Consider the following 15,425-nt stretch of genomic DNA (forward strand, 5'->3'; position numbering starts at 1 on the left):
ACATTCTCGCGATGTAACACATCTACTTGATAACATCACTTGTACGTGTAACCGTAGATATATCCTTTACTTTCAACAAGTTACGCTCTACCGTAACACGCGTAACACACGTAACATATTTTATTAGAGGTGTGTCCCCCTGCCCCTCGAAAAGGCCCCCTCCAGCGTCAAAACCTATCGAGCCAGTGACTTGAATATATGGACACCTTGGACGGTCCGGACAGACCCGGGGCAAGAACCCACCGCGTTCGTGTAAGCAGCTGGATCTTTTAAGTTGGTTGACAGGTTGGACCTGGTTGACACCCATCACCATGGCTGACGTCATGCAGGTGTTCACTATCAGGAAAAGATAAAAGCACCTTTACCGAAGCTGTAACGATGGGCCTTTTTCTTCAAGATTCTTTCAATTTCAACGATTGAAATTTCAGTAACTTCCCTCGCCTCCCACTAACCTGATCGCGCGGGTTTCATGCCCCGTACCCTCAAGATAGCTCCAGGGGCCCCGGCACTTTTGGGAGAGAAGGCTCCAGACGAGAGAAGCTCAGCTAGTATCAGACGGGTTGGCCTACTGAAGGGCCGCACGTTTGGGAAAATTCTATGGACATGATTGCCGTGCGCTCTGGTGCAATGACCGCCGTAGGCTACGATCCGGACACGCGGAAAATGTGTATCCGCTTTCAACAGGGTCACTCCTATGACTTCTGCAATGTCCCGCCAGCGATACACCAAGGCCTGATGTTAGCGGGATCAAAAGGCTCCTATTACAACCAGTTCATTCGTGATCGATACCGTTGCTGATTGAAGCCTTAACGTGATCCGAAAGCAAAGTTAATAGCCTCCAATGCTTCAGGCCATTTACCTACAGATCGATCTCCAACACAGAGGATGTGCAATGAGCTATACAGCTGAAACTTTCAACGTGATGATCGCCTCACCAGGTGATGTTGCCTCCGAGCGCACCATCGTTCGTGACGTCATCTATGAGTGGAACGCGGTCAATTCAAACGCTCGGAAGATCGTCTTGCTACCCATTGGGTGGGAGTCCCACTCATCTCCAGAAATGGGGGCTTCCCCCCAAGCCATCATCAACAACCAAATCCTAGGAAAATGCGATCTTCTTATAGGGGTATTTTGGACACGGATTGGTACCCCTACCGATGAATACGCAAGCGGCACCGTTGAAGAGCTCGAAAAGCATATTCAGTCGGGCAAACCGGCAATGCTCTATTTCTCATCTCAACCCGTTGCCATGGACACTGTCGATCTAGATCAGGCTGCGGCGGTTAAGAAATTCAAGACCGACTGCCAAAGTCGTGGACTATATGAGAGCTATGACAGCCTCAGCGACTTCCGTACGAATCTCTATCGGCACCTTCAGTTGAAGGTCAACGAACATCCCCTGTTCAAGAATGCGGAAAACAGCGGCGTGGGTGAAATATTAGAGTCCAATACATCGATCCCAAAACTATCAGGTGAGGCTAGGACCCTGCTGAAAGAGGCGAGCTTGGATCCCCACGGAACAATTATTCACGTCGATTACATGGAAGGAACAGACGTGCAAACAAACGGTAAAAATCTCATCGATGAAAAGAGTGATCGGAGAGAAGTCGCAAAATGGGAGCAGGCTATTGCCGAGCTGACCCACGAAGGCCTCATCGTCGGCCAAGGTTACAAAGGTGAGATCTATCAGGTCACAAATCTTGGGTATCAGATCGCAGACATGATCGTCCTATAGACCGTGGAGAACGCTCATGCAAGACGTATCGCTGCTCGCATCAATGCTCAAGCGCATGAATGAAAACCAGCTCGCATTGGGGGCTGCTATTGAGGAGTTGTCGAACTGGGTTGAGCAACGAGGATCTACAGAGGTGGCACAGAACATCCGAGGCGCACTGGACACACTTGATGAGAATTCAGGATTTATTACTCTCGCCCTCGCCTCCATGGCGGCAGAAGGTCGAACAGAAAAATGAATATTCGCCCTTGATAGGAGCCTACCACTGACCATTTGATGGAGCTTTACCAAGCGGGAATGAAAAGAAAATACTCCCCAGAAACGTCCGGCATGTATGCCCACGTGTATGCCTAACTGACACACCACCACTAGTACCCTTATAAAACGGGCATCCTATGGCTCAGTTCAAACGACGCCGGGCACCAGATATGAAATGAAAAAGCCCCAGGTCGAGAGATCTGGGGCTTTTTTGTTCTTCAGCTTTTGATCGTTCCCTCGCTCCGCGTGGGAATGCATCCGGTGACGCTCCGCGTCACCGTTGCACAAGTGCCGGACTTTTCGCTGAGAGCAGAACGCGGAGCGTCCCGGGCGGCGTTCCCACGCAGAGCGTGGGAACGATCACGTTGCCCCACAAATATGCACAAATGCATATTTTCTCTTGGCATCAACACTGTGTTTATGTACAGTATCGATGTGCTGGCTTCTGCCTCACGCCGTTTGCCCTCCCCTGCACTCGTCAGCAAGGTGGGCATTCTCAAGGAAGCTAAATATCAAGGAGATATTCATGACTGACATTACTCTACCGCCAATTATCGTAACGCCTGAGCCGCCACTGCCCCTTCCTCCTGGGCCGCTGCCAGGGGGAGGTTTTATTGCCAAGCCGTTGCCGTGGGATGGGAAAATCGTTGATTTTTCAGACATCGATGCGCTCATGCGAAAGATGAACTTCAGTCATCCTGACAGTACGATGACGAAGGTGGCGCTGGCGGTCAGGGCGCAAAAGCAGATTGCAGATTCTTACGCTGCCGACTTGCCTAACCTGCTGGCCGAGATCGACTCGGAGGTTGCCGCAGCCGTTGGGGCCGATGCTCTTCCGGTACTGGAAAAATCCAGGAAAGAAAAAGCCGTCGTTGATGCTCTAATCAATGCCTCACAGGCTGACCTTACTGCCAGTCTTGCGGCGGCTAACGCTTACTTCGGTAGGGATCCTCTACTGAAAGACATACCGCACAATGCGGTAGATTTCGTCAATCTTGAATATAAAGATCGGTTGGGCTTCAAACACGCGTATCAGGCGCTTGCCGACTCCTATAGCGCGGCCTACAAAAGCAGATACCTGTCTGAAAAGATTCGATTGTTGACTGAAAAATCTAACGCTTTGACGGGTTTGATCGCTACTGCTCAAGCGGAGGAAGATGCACGTCTTGCGGCGCAGGCAGAGGCAGAACGCCTGGCTGCCGAGGCCGCAGCAAAAGCTGAAGCAGAGCGTCTTGCCGAAGAGCAGGCAAAGGCCGATGCGGAAATCAAAGATGCCATTAAATTCACTGCTGATTTTTACAAGGAGATCGGAGAGAAATTTGGCCAGCAAATGTCAACGCTCTCAGCAGAATTGGCCGACAGTGCGAAGGGCAAAAAGCTTCGCAGCGCACAAGAGGCCCTGAATGCCTTTGAGCAATACAAAGGCGCGCTGGATAAGAAATTCAGTGCGGCTGACCGCGCGGCCATCGTCAATGCCCTGGACTCGCTTGATAGCGCGGAGTTGGGAAAAAACCTGAACAGGTTTGCCAAAGGCTTTGGTTATGTAGGCAAAGCCATTGATGCCTATGACTTGCATAATGAAGTAAGTAAAAGCTACGCGACAGGCGATTGGAATAACACGGCACTGAAAGTGGAAACACTGTTTGCAGGTGCTGCGGCAACAGGTTTGATTGCTTTTGCGTTCGGTGTGACTGTTTCGTCACCCGTGGGGATTGTGGCGTTTGCGCTGATCATGGCATTTGTCAGTGCATTTATTGACGATAAACGTGTTAAGCAATTCAACGATGCACTCGACGCGGTGCTTCCTTTCTAAAAAAACGAAGTGGCCTTTTTAGGCCACTTTTTTTAGTGCTGAATAGAATAGGTACCCAAGCACGGCAGGAATGGCAAAAACGATGCACACCATATAAAAAATCACATACAACCCGTTTTTCCCAGGCGACTCCGTCAGTAAGCCGGTCGTCCAGAATTCACGACGCGTAAATCGAAGCGCAGTCTGCTCGATTATAAATCGAGAGAACGGAAACAAGAAAATACTGCCTGCTCCTAAAATCATAACAGTGAAGCTAATATCCTCCACAAAAGTGCTCGCTCCAAAAATGTCGGTAAAGAAGAGAACAAATATGAAAATGGATATCATAAAATTCTCAATTAAATATTTTTTACTCATATCAACTCGTACTTTAAATTCACTTTAAACTTCTGGCTGCCCTGCTCAATTAAATGATAGCAAATAGCATCCATGGCATTGGGCTATTGCGTAATAGGTTCAGTGCAAGATGAGTGAACAGGGGCGATGGTATCCCGCGATTCCATCGCCACAGCGTCAGTGAGGCTGCAATGCCTTAAGCCGCTCCTCAAGATTTTGCGCAGGGAAACGTTTTTGCAATTCGGCCAGTTTCGCCGTCGCGGCACCCTCATCGCCGACTGCGCGCAGGCGCAATACTTCCTGCAAGCCCTGCTCCAGCGGGTCAGGCACTGCGCGCTTGGCCAGCTTGCCTTGGGGCAAGGCGTCACTGTTCATTTCGGCGCTGAACGACTCGGCACGCGACGGCGCGCTCATGGGCGCAGGCGCGGAGAAAGCTGCCGGGGCAGCGAGGCGGGTGTTTTGCACCGGGGCAAGCTCGGGGGTGCGCGTCATCACGCCCGCCAGCAACGCCACACCGGCCACGCTGGCGAACGCCATCTGCCAACGCGGTTGCCGGCACAGCCGCAGCCAGCGTTGCCACAGGCTGGGCTTGGGGGCAGGCGCTTCGCGGCGGGCGGCGTTGAGAATGAATGTGTCCAGGAATGCGGGCGGTTCGCCGGCGCTGTTCTGGCGATAGTGCTGAATCAGCGCTTCGTCGCGCGGATCGTTCGGGTCTCGGGCGTCAGTCATACAGTTACCTCGTCGGCCAGCAGGCGCCGCAATTTCTGCAGGGCATAGCGCAAGCGGCTTTTAACGGTTTCCAGCGGGGCACCGGTGAGGGTGGCGATTTGCGGGACTTCGAGGTCGCCGTGCAGGCGCAGCAGGAAGACTTCGCGCTGGTCTTCGGGCAAGGCTTGCACGGCGGCGTCGAGGCGCGCCTGGTCGCGGTTCAGGCTCAGTTGCTGTTCGGGGCCGGCGCTGTCGTCGGGCTGGGCGTGCAGCAACTCGTCGTAGCTGTCGTGCAGCGGGTTGTGCAGGCCGTGCTTGCGCCAGTGGTCGATCAGGCGGTTGCGCGCAATCTGGAACAACCAGGTGCGAAAACTCGCCCGGCCTTGTGGCTGGGTGGTGCTGCGGATCAGGCTGAGCCAGGTGTCCTGGTAGATTTCTTCGGCCAGTTCGGGTTTGTTGCACAGGGATACGAGGAAGCGGTACAGGCCCTGGCGGTGCCGGGCGTACAAGGCTTCGAACGCAGCAGCGTCGCCGGTGCGGTAGCGGGCCAGCAGCGATTCGTCGCTGGGTGGATCGTCTGGAACGGCCATGTAGTGGGCAGACTCCTTTTTATAAGCCGAAGCGGGTTCAAGTGTGGGAGGGGGCTTGCTCCCGATGGCGGTGGGTCAGTCAGCACATTTGGTAATGATAGGCCGCTATCGGGGGCAAGCCCCCTCCCACATTTGATCTTCATTGTGCTCGGGATAAGGGTTTTAGGCTTTGGGCCAGTTCCACCAGTTGCACGAATTCGTTGCGCAGGCCGAACGGGTCGTCGCCTCGGGCCGAGCGGGCCAGGGCGGCGGTGTCCTGCCAGCTCATGTTGCCAGTGTAGCGGCCATCGCCCTTGAGCTGTTGGGCGAAGGCGGCCACGGCGGCGCTGAAGCGTAGGTCGCTGCTGGGCTTGGTAGTCGTTTTGTCGACGGCGCGTTCGATCAACTGGCTGTCACCGCCCGCAGCCGGTTTGTAGCGTACGCGCACCGTCGCCAGTTCGGCCGAGGTGTTTTCAGCCGCAGGCGCTCTGGCATAGCGCAACGGCTCCAGCCAGCCCTTCGCGCCCTTCGGCACGATTTCATACAACGCGGTCACCGTGTGCCCTGCGCCAATTTCGCCGGCATCGACTTTGTCGTTGTTGAAATCCTCACGCTTCAGGGCGCGGTTTTCATAGCCGAGCAGGCGGTATTCGCTGACCTGTGCCGGGTTGAATTCCACCTGCAATTTCACATCCCGCGCCACCACCGCCAGGGTCGAGCTGAGCTGGTCCACCAGCACCTTGCGTGCCTCACGTAAATTGTCGATGTAGGCGTAGTTGCCGTCACCGGCGTCGGCCAGTTGTTCCATCAGGTGTTCGTTGTAGTTGTCTACGCCAAAGCCGAGGGTGGTCAGCGATACGCCGCTTTTGCGCTGGTCCGCCGCCATGTGCTTGAGGCTGTCGAAGTCGCTGATGCCCACGTTGAAGTCACCGTCGGTGGCCAGCAGGATGCGGTTGATACCCTGGTCGATAAAGCCTTCGCGGGCCATCTGGTAGGCCAGTTCGATACCGGACGCACCAGCGGTGGCGCCACCGGCGCTGAGTTGGTCGATGGCGTTGCGGATCGTGGTTTTGTCACGCCCGGAGGTGGGCTTGAGCACCACGCGCGATTCACCGGCGTATGCCACCAGTGACACGCGGTCCTGGTCACGCAGTTGATCCACCAATAATTTCAGCGTGCTTTTGACCAGCGGCAGGCCTTCGCGACGGTCCATGGAGCCGGACACATCCACCAGAAATACCAGGTTGGCCGGGGCCAGTTCTGCCACGGTTTTGTCGGACGCCTTGATACCGATGCGCAAGAGTTTCGTGCGTGGGTTCCACGGCGTGGCGGCGACTTCAGTGGTGACGCCAAAGGGTGAGCCATCGGTAGGCAGCGCATAGTCGTAAGGGAAGTAGTTGACCATTTCCTCCAATCGCACCGCGCCTTCGGGCGGCAGGCGGCCCTGGTTGAGGAAGCGTCTTACGTTGGCATAGCTGCCGGTGTCGACATCCACGCTGAAGGTGGAGACCGGTGCTTCGGCGACGCGATGCACCGGGTTGTCGGGCAGGTTGGCGTATTGCTCGCGCGGTTCGCTGCGCTCATCCCGGGTCGCCATCTCCCGCATCATCATCGGCGCCGGCATGGCCATGCGTTTGACCAACGCGCCCTGGGCCGGGGCGCTTTGAAGCGCTGCGACGGGTTCCGCCGGTTTTGCCAGGTCGGGGGACGACGACAGCCCGCATCCGGCCAGCGCCACCAGCAGGGTAACGGTGAAGCCTTGGGCAGCAGGACGCTGGGAGAGCAGAGCGTGGGACATGGGCTGGGCCTCGTGAATGAATGAGCCGTTCACAAGGTCAGACGCGAGGTGGGTGGGGTTCGGGTTAAACCCCAATTGACCTCACAGCAAAAAAACAATGTGGGAGGGGGCTTGCCCCCGATAGCGGTGGGTCAGCCACTGCAGTAGTGACTGATACACCGTCATCGGGGGCAAGCCCCCTCCCACAGTTGATCTTCAGTGTTTGAAGAACGTCAGTCCGTGCCGTATTTCGGGTTACGCGGGCCGTACAGGATGCCGGTGCGTTGACCTGCCGACAGCAGGCGCGCACTGGTGATACCGGCAATCGGGTGCGCGGCATCGGTGGAACTGTTAATCACCTGCTTGACCGCCGCCGTGATCAGCATGCCCACCAGGCCGCCACCGTTGTTGTTGCCTTCCTCGCTGGATGCACGCGCTGCGCCGGTCCACAGGGTGGTGCCGGTGCGCAGGTCCACCAGCTTGGCCGAGGCCGTCACTGAGGTGTCGCTGGAGATCAACATGTACTTGGTGCCGTATTCACTGACCGTGATGTACAACGCCGCGTCCGCACCAAAGATGTCATGCAGCTTGGTCGGCGGCACACCCTGGATGTCGTTGGCGGTGGTCAGGCCGTTCTGGCGGAAGGTTTCGTCCACCAGGGCAATCGGCAACACGTAGTAGCCGGCTTCGGCCAACGGGTAGGTGACTTGCGACACCAGGCTGTAGGACGCCTGCACTTCCGGCGATTCATTGATCGGCGGCAATACCAGGATCGACTTGGGCCGCGCCTGTTTGTACGCCGAATAATCAACCGTCTTGGGCGCCGCGCAACCGCCGAGCAACGCCAGGGCCAGCAAGGCGCCGGTGAGTTTTAACAGGCTCATTTGGTGGCGACTCCGGTCTTGGCGTTTTTCAGCAGAAAGTCCATGTACGCAGCGGACTCGGGGAACAGGGCCTTCTCGGTGCGAAACTCCTGCACCATCTGATCATCCTTGCCCATGTTCATGTACAGCATGCCCAGGTGCGCATGGTAACCCGGCGGCGCCTTGCGGCCACTGGCGTTGATCTTCTGCAGATCGCGTTCCAGTGCTTCCACCTGCGCTTCCTTGGGCTCGCCCTTGAAGTATTCGTAAACCTGCGGCTGGTAGCTCTCCCATTGATACAGGGGCTGGGGCGCCGTCTGGCACCCGGCTACCGTCGCGATTGCTGTCAGCATCAGCGCCAACTTCACTGCCTTGCTCATCCGTGTACTGCTCCTTGTGGTGTGGCTGATCAGTTACGCGGGTTCCAGGCGCCGGCGTTGATGCCGTCGACCAGGCGGTTGATCGCTTCGCGCATGGCCAGGTCGAGCACCTTGCCATTGAGGGTGGAGTCGTAGCTGGCGGTGCCGCCGAAACCGACCACTTCACGGTTGGACAGCGCGTATTCACCGGCGCCCTGGGTGGAATACACCACTTCGGAGGTGTTGATGTTGACGATGTTCAACGCGACTTTGGCGTAGGCCACTTGGGTCTTGCCACGGCCGAGGATGCCGAACAGCTGGCGGTCGCCGGTTTCCTTGCGGCCGAACTCGGTCACATCGCCGGTCACCACGTAGTCAGCGCCCTTGAGCTTCTGCACGGTGCCTTTGATCTTGGCTTCCTGGGAGGTTTCGCCCATGTTGTCGCGGTCCAGCACGCTGAAGCGGTTGGTCTGCTGCAAGTGGGTGATCAGGATGGTCTTGGCCTGGCCGCCGAGACGGTCAACGCCATCGGAGAAGATGCCGCGCATGTAGCTGGAGCGGTTATCGAACTTGCCCACGGCAATCGGCACACGCACGCCGGAATAGGCGACGTGGGCGCTGGCGACTTGCTCCACCGGCATCGCGCGGTTGCTCTCGGTGGCACAACCGGCCACGGTCAACAGCGCCGCGGCGGTGAGGCCCGACAGCAGGATTTTGGAGAGTGTCTTCACAGGGTGCTCCTTGGGTGAGGAAATCAGCGTTGCTGGGTTTTCCAAGGAGTTAGGCAGCCTGGACACTATGCTGGCCTGAGTTCTTCCCTGAAAGACTGTGATGCAACGGCTGCGGCATTTTACGGGGTTAAGAGCGGTTCTCAAGGTGTTTCGGCCCGAGTAGTGAAATCCAACACAAACCTCTGGAATGTGGAGATCCAATGTGGTCAGTCAACCCATTACTGACTGGTCTACCGCTATCGGGGGCAAGCCCCCTCCCACATTTGGTTTGCGTGAATCCGGAGCAGCGGGGCCGGGGCAGCTTGCGCTGTCTCAACCTGCTTACGTAGAGCGTGATGCCTCTGATATCAGTGTGGGAGGGGGCTTGCCCCCGATGGCGGTGAGCCAGCCAACACATCATTGACTGACCCTCCGCAATCGGGAGCAAGCCCCCTCCCACACTTTGTTTTGCGGTGTTGCTTAGAAGGCGTAGCGGGCCTTGAGCATTACGCCGTCGGCGTCAAAACCACTGCGCGCCTGGCGGGTGTAGCTGGCGCCGACGGTGAAGTCCGACACTTGGTAGTTCACGCCCACGCTGGCCTCGTAGCTGTCACGCGCCACCGATGCGCCGGTCACGGTAAACGCCGAACCACCGGCGACGAAGCTGGAGGTTTGCGCCACGCGATCGCCCATCAGGTCGTGGTAGGCCATCAAGGTCGCTTCCGGTTGCAGGCTGCCCGCGCCCATCGGCAAGTTGCCCGCCAACCGCACACCGGCACCCAGTTCGCCCACTTCATAACGTTGCGAAGACGTGCTCAAGGCCGCCGACGAACCTTTCTCGGTGTAGCCATCCATGCGCACGTTGGCATAGCGCGCAGCCACACGCGGCTCGATCACCACCGCCTGGGACGGCTTGAAGCTGTAGCCGCCGATCACGCTGGCCGACAATACATTGCTGTCGTAACTGCCCTTGGCCGTGGTGCCCGCGACGTGGCGCTTGCTGTCATTGTCGTTATGGCCGTAGCTGAGGCTGCCATCCACAAACCAGTTTTGCAGCGCCCAGTTGCCGTACAGCGACAGCGCGTGGCCCTCGACGTCGGTCTTGTTGCCCAGGTCCGAATGGATGTTGGAATTGAGGTAGCTGTAGGCCACGCCCAAAGTGGTGGTGTCGTTCACACGACCGTCCACGCCCACTGCCATGCCGCTGCTGTTGGCCGAGTAACCGTTGTTGCCGCCACGGCCGTCCTGGTCCATGTTGCTGCTCAGGCCCTGCACCCACACGCCGCCGACCTGGTGGCTTTCACGCTGGTCGGTGAGGCGATTGAAGATCGCGCCGTTGACCACGGTTTGCCCCGACAAAGCCACGTCGAGGGCGCCACGGTTGACGTCCGGCGTGAGTTGATCGGCGAGCTGCGCCAGTTGCTGCGCAGTCCCGGCGTTGGCCAGGCTCTGGAACACTGGATCGTTCTGGTTGAGCCCGCCGAGCACATCGTTTTTCAGCACATTGACGGCGGTCGCGGCCGACGCACCCGCGCTGACACCCGCCAGTTCCTGCTGAACTTGCTGGTCGCTTTTCACCGCCACCACGGCCTTGACCGTCTGCGCGTCGGCCGAGTAGCTGAGCACGTCGAGCAACGACGAAGCGCTGGCGACCGCTACGCCGTTGTTCTGCACGTTGGTGGCTTGCAGCAAGGTGTATTGCGTGCCGGCTTTAGGCGCCGCGAAGTCGCCCGGGTTGGCGCTGACCGTCAGCTTGGAAGCTTGAGCCAGATTGGCCGTGCCGTTGACGGTGAGGTACGGCGTGGTCGGCACCACGCTGTCGGCCAGGTGCATATCGATGCCCGCACCGCTGGCCACATTGAGGTCGCCGGTGATTGCAGTGCCGGGCGCCGAGAGGTTCAGCGAACCTGAATTGACCGACACCGGCGCGATGATACGGCTACCGCTGAAACCCGCCTGACCGCCGATGTTGACGGCGCTGAGGTTGAGCAGGTCGCCGGTGATTTTGCCGCCGGTCCAGTTCAGGCTGGCGAGGTTGTTGGCGTCGACGGCGATGCCGCTGTTGCTGCGGATTTCGCCGGCTTGCTGGTTGATTTCAAACGCCGCGACCTGCCTGGCCGCATCCACCTGGATCGCCGTGCCGTCCGCCGCGATGAGCCCACGGTTGACGATACCCCGTGCGCCCGTGGCACTGTTCTGCGCAAAGCTGGCGCCGGACAGATCGAAGGCATTGGCCGACGCGCCCTTGGCTTCAATGGTGCCGGTGTTGAGAATGTAATCGACGGTGCCGGAGAAAAAGCTCAGCCCCCTCGCCTCATTGCCAGTGGCGGAAATCAGGCCGCTGTTTTCAATACGCAGGGGGTTGGTGTCGGTTTCCACTTCCATGCCCCAGGCGCCTTCACCGGTGGCGATAATCGAACCCGAGTTCAACAGCTTGCCGCCGATGGTGGTCGGCGTGTCGCCGCTGACGTCAAGGATCAAGCCAATCGCATCCGGACCGGCCATGTCGATCACACCGGTGTTGGAAACGTCGCCCGCAATGGTGGTGCCGTGCAGGTAAATGCCTTCGCCACCGCCCAGATAGCCTGGAAACGGCTCGGCGCTCACTGGTGGTGTGGAACGGATGGTGCCGGAGTTGATAACGCTGCCACCAATGGTGGTGGCACCGATTTCAAGCCCTTCGTAGGCGCCATGGTTCATCAGGATATTGCCCGCCTGAACCACATCCCCGGTGATGGTGCCGGGAGTCAGATTGGAAGGGCCAGACCAGAACATCGGGTCGATGGCGATCGCGCGAATGGTTTTGCCCTGTGAGTCCAGCGTGATGTCTGCGCGGTTGATCAGCGAGCCTTGAATGTTGGTGTTCACAAAGCCGAGACCGGCGGGGTCAGTGGTGTTGGAATCGACCACCCGGGAAAACTTGCCGTTAATGGTGACCGGCTCGTTGAACGTCTCATTGGCCCAAATATTCTTGCCCTGACCCAGGTCGAACTCGACTGCCAGCACCTGCGTGCTGATTGCGCCGACCATGATTGCCAACAGACTTTTCTGGAACTGCTTGCGCTTCATTTCAAACTCCATGAACTACAGTCAAAGCCGCCAATAGCCCGGCAGCAGTAGGTGTGCTGTACGAAAGGATCAATCGATCCGAATGAGGCTCTCCCGGCGTCCCTGGGAATCGCAGGCGCGAGCCGGTGCACCGCAGGCGGTGGCAGACAGGAGGCCGTAATAGGGAGAGGTTCACATCAATCCTTAATGTCATTTGAAAACGCTGCAGTCCATGCAGCCCGACCGGTTGCGGGTGGGCGGGGTAAAGACATCGAGATAAACAAAATGTTCAAAACCATGCGACACGCCCCCAATCCCGTAGGAGCGAGCTTGCTCGCGAAGATCCCCAACGATAACGCGAGCAACCAGAAACACACGGTGCCTGAGCGTTCACCATCACGCCCGCACCAACCAACCGCGTTACCTCACCATCAGACTTACTTGAGCTCCTTCACCAGATACTGCGCAGAAATCTGCGTAATCCCGGTCAACGCCCGACGCAAGGCTTCAGGGTCGGTGCGATAGGTGAGCGGCGTGTAGCCATAAACGTTCTGGCCATTGAATGGCGTCACCGTTTCAAAGGTGCGCCAGATCATTTCATCGCCGCGATTCATCTGCGCCACCACGCTGAGGGTGGGGTAAATCACGCTGCTGAAACCCTGGGTCAGGCGAAAGCCCCACTCGGACACGGTCAACTGGATCTGCGCATCGGCCGGTTCATCGTCGCCGACCACCTTGAGCGTCGAAGTCTTGCCCAGCGCATCGACAAAGCCCTGCTTGAGCAACACGCCTACATCGAGTTTTTCCGCCTCCATCACCGCCAGAATGGCCACCGGCGTCGGCATCTCGGCCAACTGCCCGAGCTTCATGCCGGCGGCAAACCCTGCACCGCTCAACGCCGCAGTGCCCACCTTGGACGCCCCGCTGGCCATGCCGGCACCCGCGCCCAGCCCAGCACCCAGGGCAGCGCCCCAAGCCTGCTCGCGGCCGAAGTACACCATGTTCTTTTCCCACTTCACGGGCAGGACGTTGACGGTCTTGATCTGCGCGCGGTTTTCGGGAGTGAGGGGGTGGCTGACGCAACCGCCCAGGATGAGGGTGGTGAGGAGGATCAGGAGGAGGTTTTTCACATTGGTCCTTTAATGTTTGGGGTGGGGCTTGTGGATTGGCGTATTAGTGATGCGTTCGCTCGTCGGCAGTATGTCGGCAATGAGTGGGAAGACATTAGGGATCGTGGTGGCACTCTTCGACGGGGCGGCATTTTGATGCCTTGCGTGGGTTTGGTGGTGCGGCTTATAGTCCGGCGGTCGCTCAAAAGGCGACCGGGTTTGGCGACCCGAAGAACGAGCCCTCAATAATCCAGAGAGCTTAATGATGAATCGATACATGCCCCTAACCGGCCACGACTGCACCATCCCAGCGCTGATCATCGACACCCAGGCACCTCTCGACGTCCTTCACGACGCCGCCGTGCACCGCATTCGGGCCGTCACCCAACTGCTGGAAAACCTGGCCTTTCGCGAACAACTCAGCAGCGATGCCGTAGTGCTTTCAGACTTCGCCCATTTGCTGGCCATTCCGCTGCGCGATGGGTGCGATTTGCTGGATGTCATCAGTCGCAGGCTTAATGCCGATCCGTCGTGAGTGAAAATCGGGCGGCCTTGGCGTCGCCCGCTTTGTGCTCAATTCCCTTGGCCACTATCTTTATCGTTAGACTCACGCTCTTTACGATTTTTCAACCAGGACTGTATCCAAACTCCTACCCCAGTAGGTATTGCGTAGGCATAAACACCGGGCAACATATCTACGACGTCAGCCCAACTGAAATCCCATACACCAATCTTTGAATAATTAATCAGCGCCCCCATGAATTTTGCGATAACCCCCAACAACAAAAACAATAAAAACACATAAATCAACAATAACAAAAACGCCTGTAACCTTGATCTAGGCCAAATCACTTTTCCTTCTCACTTCCTTCCCAACGGCAACAAAAGTTGACAGTTTTATCTAATAAGATTTTCAACTCTAATTTAAATAAATCTGTCCTTTTTTCTATCCCCTTTTTCTCCGCTTACTTCCTCTCAGCCCCTTATTCAGCACGCTTCCATTGCACGGCTCTAGACCTCACACTTTAAATAAAATCTTTCTCAGCATGACCTGCCTCTCAGCCTGGATACCTACATCGCTGTGAAACACTGCTCACAAGCAACAATCTTCAAAACACCACCCAAATCTTCCACGGAAAAACAGTCGACATTCATCAACTCTTTTTCGTCCACGCCTAATGAGTTAAGCAGAGACTTACTAACCCACATTGGCGAACCAACAGCTTCTATATAACCTTTCCGCAAAACCCAGCGCCCAGGATTATTTGATATATCTACAACCTCTTGGGTAAGCGGAAAAGGTAATCCATTGCTTTTTTTAGGCAGTTGGGAGTGCTCAACATTGGCCACTTCGAAAAGTGTGATATTCTCGGCATTTTGCCACCGATCATATTCAGCATCGTAAACTCGAGCCTGAACGAAAGCTGGCTCATCTGTTAATGCAGCAATCAACGAGTGCGCCATCTCAAGAGAATTTGCGAGATTCTTTATATCTAATCGGCACAGTTCTTTATCCGCCACAAGCGAAAATTCTACAGAGCCACCAGCTAACTCAACAAAAAAACTCTTGCTCTTATTCTGTTTCAAGTAGTGCGAAACTTTGGCAAGCAACATTTTTTCACCGGTGAATCCATCGTTCACCTCGGAGCCTTTAAAGTCATTGAGCTGTTGCTCTAAACGCGCCCATACATCTGGAGAGCTATCGTACAAGCCCTCACTAAAAAAAATTTCAACCTCAAACATATGATTAGCTGCCAAATTCTTTAATGATGACAGCAATATTCCATTGCTTACCATACTCTATAATTTTACTCGATTCAGACAACCCGCCAGGCTGAACTCGGATATCCAGAATCTTCCTCGCTACGATACCATCCACAGTAATTTTCGAGCTTTGCAACAGAAAAGCGTACAAATTTATTAATAGGCTTTTCACTGCTATCTCAAATTAAAATGCCCCCTCTCTCGCCCGCTCTTCTCAAGTAATTTTCTATGAAGATGAAAAGGTAGCAAAATTACTGGCTAGCATTCAACGGAACCGCTCAATCAAATCCGCCTCGATCTGACCGAGCAAGTTATCCTTATCTTCACCATTTTCCACAACTAAATAATTCCCTATCTGACATCGTGATAAACAGTT

16 protein-coding genes are annotated in these 15,425 nt (G+C 56.4%); 5 read left to right on the top strand and 11 right to left on the bottom strand.

Features of this window, described 5'->3' with window-relative positions; all coding sequences use genetic code 11:
• Nucleotides 1-627 precede the first annotated feature (627 nt).
• From BFP96_RS29035 to BFP96_RS10130, 4 genes are all read left to right on the top strand, one after another.
• A complete protein-coding gene (locus BFP96_RS29035; protein WP_256548924.1) occupies nucleotides 628-798 on the top strand; it encodes a KTSC domain-containing protein in 171 nt (56 codons plus the stop codon).
• Nucleotides 799-892: 94 nt separating this feature from the next.
• Nucleotides 893-1,735: a DUF4062 domain-containing protein gene (locus BFP96_RS10120; RefSeq protein WP_065936135.1), complete on the top strand. Its 843-nt coding sequence runs from the start codon at nucleotides 893-895 to the stop codon at nucleotides 1,733-1,735.
• Nucleotides 1,736-1,751: 16 nt separating this feature from the next.
• Nucleotides 1,752-1,973 carry a hypothetical protein gene (locus BFP96_RS10125; RefSeq protein WP_065936136.1) on the top strand — a complete coding sequence of 74 codons (222 nt, stop codon included), beginning with the start codon at nucleotides 1,752-1,754 and terminating at the stop codon, nucleotides 1,971-1,973.
• A gap of 546 nt (nucleotides 1,974-2,519) precedes the next feature.
• Nucleotides 2,520-3,806 (top strand): colicin-like pore-forming protein, encoded by a 1,287-nt coding sequence (locus BFP96_RS10130; protein WP_065936137.1) that lies wholly within the window; start codon nucleotides 2,520-2,522, stop codon nucleotides 3,804-3,806.
• Nucleotides 3,807-3,824: 18 nt separating this feature from the next.
• Here the strand turns inward: BFP96_RS10130 and BFP96_RS10135 are convergent, their stop codons facing one another.
• From BFP96_RS10135 to BFP96_RS10175, 9 genes are all read right to left on the bottom strand, one after another.
• Complete coding sequence (locus tag BFP96_RS10135; protein WP_122463537.1) at nucleotides 3,825-4,163, bottom strand: colicin E1 family microcin immunity protein; 339 nt, start codon at nucleotides 4,161-4,163, stop codon at nucleotides 3,825-3,827.
• A gap of 156 nt (nucleotides 4,164-4,319) precedes the next feature.
• Entirely contained in the window at nucleotides 4,320-4,871 is a 552-nt protein-coding gene (locus BFP96_RS10140; RefSeq protein ID WP_065936139.1) for a hypothetical protein, read from the bottom strand.
• Nucleotides 4,868-5,440 (bottom strand): RNA polymerase sigma factor, encoded by a 573-nt coding sequence (locus tag BFP96_RS10145; RefSeq protein ID WP_065893850.1) that lies wholly within the window; start codon nucleotides 5,438-5,440, stop codon nucleotides 4,868-4,870. Before BFP96_RS10145 ends, BFP96_RS10140 begins: the two co-directional genes overlap by 4 nt.
• Nucleotides 5,441-5,579: 139 nt before the next feature.
• Complete coding sequence (locus BFP96_RS10150) at nucleotides 5,580-7,217, bottom strand: vWA domain-containing protein (RefSeq protein WP_065936140.1); 1,638 nt, start codon at nucleotides 7,215-7,217, stop codon at nucleotides 5,580-5,582.
• 212 nt (nucleotides 7,218-7,429) lie between these two features.
• A complete protein-coding gene (locus BFP96_RS10155; protein ID WP_057725334.1) occupies nucleotides 7,430-8,080 on the bottom strand; it encodes a DUF799 domain-containing protein in 651 nt (216 codons plus the stop codon).
• Nucleotides 8,077-8,439, bottom strand: a complete 363-nt coding sequence (locus BFP96_RS10160) for a DUF4810 domain-containing protein (protein ID WP_057010471.1) — start codon at nucleotides 8,437-8,439, stop codon at nucleotides 8,077-8,079. Before BFP96_RS10160 ends, BFP96_RS10155 begins: the two co-directional genes overlap by 4 nt.
• Before the next feature lie 29 nt (nucleotides 8,440-8,468).
• Nucleotides 8,469-9,149, bottom strand: a complete 681-nt coding sequence (locus BFP96_RS10165) for a CsgG/HfaB family protein (protein ID WP_065883139.1) — start codon at nucleotides 9,147-9,149, stop codon at nucleotides 8,469-8,471.
• A 459-nt stretch (nucleotides 9,150-9,608) separates the two neighbouring features.
• Nucleotides 9,609-12,197 (bottom strand): autotransporter family protein, encoded by a 2,589-nt coding sequence (locus tag BFP96_RS10170; RefSeq protein ID WP_065936141.1) that lies wholly within the window; start codon nucleotides 12,195-12,197, stop codon nucleotides 9,609-9,611.
• A 416-nt stretch (nucleotides 12,198-12,613) separates the two neighbouring features.
• A complete protein-coding gene (locus tag BFP96_RS10175; protein WP_065936142.1) occupies nucleotides 12,614-13,306 on the bottom strand; it encodes a hypothetical protein in 693 nt (230 codons plus the stop codon).
• Between the two features lie 256 nt (nucleotides 13,307-13,562).
• On the opposite strand from BFP96_RS10175, the gene BFP96_RS10180 reads away from it, so the two are divergent.
• Nucleotides 13,563-13,820, top strand: coding sequence for a hypothetical protein (locus BFP96_RS10180; RefSeq protein ID WP_057725484.1), 258 nt, complete (start codon nucleotides 13,563-13,565; stop codon nucleotides 13,818-13,820).
• 38 nt (nucleotides 13,821-13,858) lie between these two features.
• Here the strand turns inward: BFP96_RS10180 and BFP96_RS30240 are convergent, their stop codons facing one another.
• Complete coding sequence (locus BFP96_RS30240) at nucleotides 13,859-14,104, bottom strand: hypothetical protein (protein WP_139113378.1); 246 nt, start codon at nucleotides 14,102-14,104, stop codon at nucleotides 13,859-13,861.
• A gap of 252 nt (nucleotides 14,105-14,356) precedes the next feature.
• Entirely contained in the window at nucleotides 14,357-15,028 is a 672-nt protein-coding gene (locus BFP96_RS10185) for a hypothetical protein (protein WP_256548906.1), read from the bottom strand.
• Nucleotides 15,029-15,425: the final 397 nt, after the last annotated feature.

The organism is Pseudomonas sp. 34 E 7 (assembly GCF_900005715.1).
GTDB classification, from domain to species: Bacteria; Pseudomonadota; Gammaproteobacteria; order Pseudomonadales; family Pseudomonadaceae; genus Aquipseudomonas; species Aquipseudomonas orientalis_A.

Coding starts and splice junctions, on each gene's coding strand:
- BFP96_RS10140 (WP_065936139.1), bottom strand. CDS start 4,871: ATGACTGACGCCCGAGACCCGAACGATCCGCGCGACGAAGCGCTGATT.
- BFP96_RS10170 (WP_065936141.1), bottom strand. CDS start 12,197: ATGAAGCGCAAGCAGTTCCAGAAAAGTCTGTTGGCAATCATGGTCGGC.
- BFP96_RS10160 (WP_057010471.1), bottom strand. CDS start 8,439: ATGAGCAAGGCAGTGAAGTTGGCGCTGATGCTGACAGCAATCGCGACG.
- BFP96_RS10185 (WP_256548906.1), bottom strand. CDS start 15,028: ATGTTTGAGGTTGAAATTTTTTTTAGTGAGGGCTTGTACGATAGCTCT.
- BFP96_RS10150 (WP_065936140.1), bottom strand. CDS start 7,217: ATGTCCCACGCTCTGCTCTCCCAGCGTCCTGCTGCCCAAGGCTTCACC.
- BFP96_RS10125 (WP_065936136.1), top strand. CDS start 1,752: ATGCAAGACGTATCGCTGCTCGCATCAATGCTCAAGCGCATGAATGAA.
- BFP96_RS10135 (WP_122463537.1), bottom strand. CDS start 4,163: ATGAGTAAAAAATATTTAATTGAGAATTTTATGATATCCATTTTCATA.
- BFP96_RS10180 (WP_057725484.1), top strand. CDS start 13,563: ATGCCCCTAACCGGCCACGACTGCACCATCCCAGCGCTGATCATCGAC.
- BFP96_RS10155 (WP_057725334.1), bottom strand. CDS start 8,080: ATGAGCCTGTTAAAACTCACCGGCGCCTTGCTGGCCCTGGCGTTGCTC.
- BFP96_RS10130 (WP_065936137.1), top strand. CDS start 2,520: ATGACTGACATTACTCTACCGCCAATTATCGTAACGCCTGAGCCGCCA.
- BFP96_RS10120 (WP_065936135.1), top strand. CDS start 893: ATGAGCTATACAGCTGAAACTTTCAACGTGATGATCGCCTCACCAGGT.
- BFP96_RS29035 (WP_256548924.1), top strand. CDS start 628: ATGACCGCCGTAGGCTACGATCCGGACACGCGGAAAATGTGTATCCGC.
- BFP96_RS10145 (WP_065893850.1), bottom strand. CDS start 5,440: ATGGCCGTTCCAGACGATCCACCCAGCGACGAATCGCTGCTGGCCCGC.